Source organism: Myxococcus vastator, from assembly GCF_010894475.1.
Lineage (GTDB): Bacteria > Myxococcota > Myxococcia > Myxococcales > Myxococcaceae > Myxococcus > Myxococcus vastator.
In genome coordinates this window covers 1-1,849 of sequence record NZ_JAAIYB010000789.1, presented here as the reverse complement: position 1 = coordinate 1,849, position 1,849 = coordinate 1, and the positions used below count along the sequence as shown (strand labels likewise).

The following is a 1,849-nucleotide window of genomic DNA, read 5'->3' as shown; positions in this document are numbered from 1 at the left end:
TCCTCCGACAGCGCCCGGCCGCCGTGCCCCCACAGCGCCTCGTACACATTGCAGGACAGGCCTTCGTACTGCCGCCCCTGCCACACGTAGCCCTGGAGCCCGGGCGTCTTCGCCATCGCCTCGCGCGCGAAGCGCTCCAGCTCCGCGTAGGTGCGCGGCGCGCGCGGCACCAGGTCCGTGCGGTAGTAGAGCAACCCCACGTCCAGGTACCAGGGCACCGCGTACGTGCGCCCCTCCACCACCACGGCCTCCACGGGGCCGGGGAAGAAGTCCTCACGCAGCCGCCCGGGCGGGAACTCCGCGGACAGGTCCGCAATCCACCCGGCGCGCGCGAACTCGGGCACCCAGACGACGTCCACCACCAGCACGTCGAAGTCCCGCGCCCCGCCCTCCAGCGCCGTGAGGAAGAACTGGTGCGCCAGGTCGGACGCGTTGGGCAGCGCCTCCGTGACGAGCTCCACCCCTGGGTGCTCCCGCTCGAAGCGCGCCAGCAGCTCCCGGAACGGCTCCGGCGGCCCCCACAGCGGCTGATACTTGAAGACCAGCCGCGTGCGCCCCCCGGCCTCGCCCGACGCGTCCTGCCGCCGGCAGCCCCAGGTGGCCAGGCCCACGACGAGGCCCAGCGCGAGCACGATGGAGGACGGGCGTCTCATGCGCGGGCATGACTCCAGCCCCACCCAGCCCCGTCAAGCCCGGGAATCCAGGTCGGTCCGCGCGTCAACACCCCGGAAGTCTGGCGCACTGAATGAAAACAAACCTTCCGGACATCCAGGCGCGTCCCGCAAAACCAATCACGCCCGGTGAGTCATCATGAACCAAGGGAGAGCCACGATTCGCTTGGACGCTGCCTCAGCGGTATTCTCACCCAGGCAGGAACAACTGGGAGGGGGAAGCGATGAAACAGCAGCCTCGGGATTGGCAGTGTGGAGCCCACCGGGCCCACTTCGAGGAGCCGGACACCCTGGTCGCCGAGTTCAACGGCCTCATCACCCTGGAAGAGGTGAAGGAGACGGTGACGCTCTACCACCAGACGACCACCGAGCACGGCCAGTACTACCTCATCGCGGACATCGGCCGCTCGCAGCTCGAAGCGGCCGGGCGCCGGTACATGTCGGAGAAGGCCAGCTCCGACTGGTTTCACGCCATCATCTACGTCGGCGCCGACATCGTCATGCAGACCTTCGTCAAGGCCATTGCCCTGGCGCTGCTCTTCACCGGCAAGTCGACCTTCGAGACGGTGTTCGTGAAGACGCAGGAGGAAGCCCGCGCCTGGGTGGCCCAGCACCGGCTCCGGCTCAAGAGCAAAGCAGGGTAGCGGGTCAGGAATTCCCAGTCCAGATTGACAGGCATGCATCTCGCGCTATTCCCTGGTGAGCGTTATGCTCACCAGGGTTTCTGGAGGGAGTGACATGCAGCAACTGGAATGGAAATTCGGTGCCCACTCGGTGCGCTATGAGGCGCCTGACGTCGTGCAGGCGACCTTCATCGGTCCCATCGACCTGGACGAAATCAAGCGCGCGGTCGACGTGTACGGGGAGATTGCCCAGCAATACGGGCCCTACTACCTGATCGCCGACATCGGCCAGTCCCAGCTGGGCGCGGAGCCCCGGCGCTACCTGTCGGAGAACGGCAAGGCGGACTGGTTCAAGGGCACCGTGTACGTCGGCGCGGACGTGGTGCAGCAGACCTTCGGCAAGGTCATCGCGCTGGGCATGCTCTTCACCGGCAAGGCGCGCTTCGAGACGACCTTCGTGAAGGACCACGAAGAAGCGCGCGCCTGGGTGGCGCAGCACCGCCAGAAGCACAAGAAGAAGCTGGGCTGAGCTTCCGCCCCATTTCCCCCCAAGCC

At 67.0% G+C, this 1,849-nt stretch carries 3 protein-coding genes; 2 read left to right on the top strand and 1 reads right to left on the bottom strand.

Features of this window, described 5'->3' with window-relative positions; all coding sequences use genetic code 11:
• Nucleotides 1–653, bottom strand: a 653-nt coding sequence (locus G4D87_RS37290; protein ID WP_163787523.1) for an extracellular solute-binding protein, incomplete at its 3' end; no start/stop codon positions are given.
• A gap of 242 nt (nucleotides 654–895) precedes the next feature.
• On the opposite strand from G4D87_RS37290, the gene G4D87_RS37285 reads away from it, so the two are divergent.
• Together G4D87_RS37285 and G4D87_RS37280 are read left to right on the top strand one after the other, a co-directional pair.
• Nucleotides 896–1,315, top strand: a complete 420-nt coding sequence (locus tag G4D87_RS37285; RefSeq protein WP_163787522.1) for a SpoIIAA family protein — start codon at nucleotides 896–898, stop codon at nucleotides 1,313–1,315.
• A 94-nt stretch (nucleotides 1,316–1,409) separates the two neighbouring features.
• Nucleotides 1,410–1,823: an STAS/SEC14 domain-containing protein gene (locus tag G4D87_RS37280; protein WP_205507878.1), complete on the top strand. Its 414-nt coding sequence runs from the start codon at nucleotides 1,410–1,412 to the stop codon at nucleotides 1,821–1,823.
• The last annotated feature ends 26 nt before the right edge of the window (nucleotides 1,824–1,849 follow it).

Coding starts and splice junctions, on each gene's coding strand:
- G4D87_RS37285 (WP_163787522.1), top strand. CDS start 896: ATGAAACAGCAGCCTCGGGATTGGCAGTGTGGAGCCCACCGGGCCCAC.
- G4D87_RS37280 (WP_205507878.1), top strand. CDS start 1,410: ATGCAGCAACTGGAATGGAAATTCGGTGCCCACTCGGTGCGCTATGAG.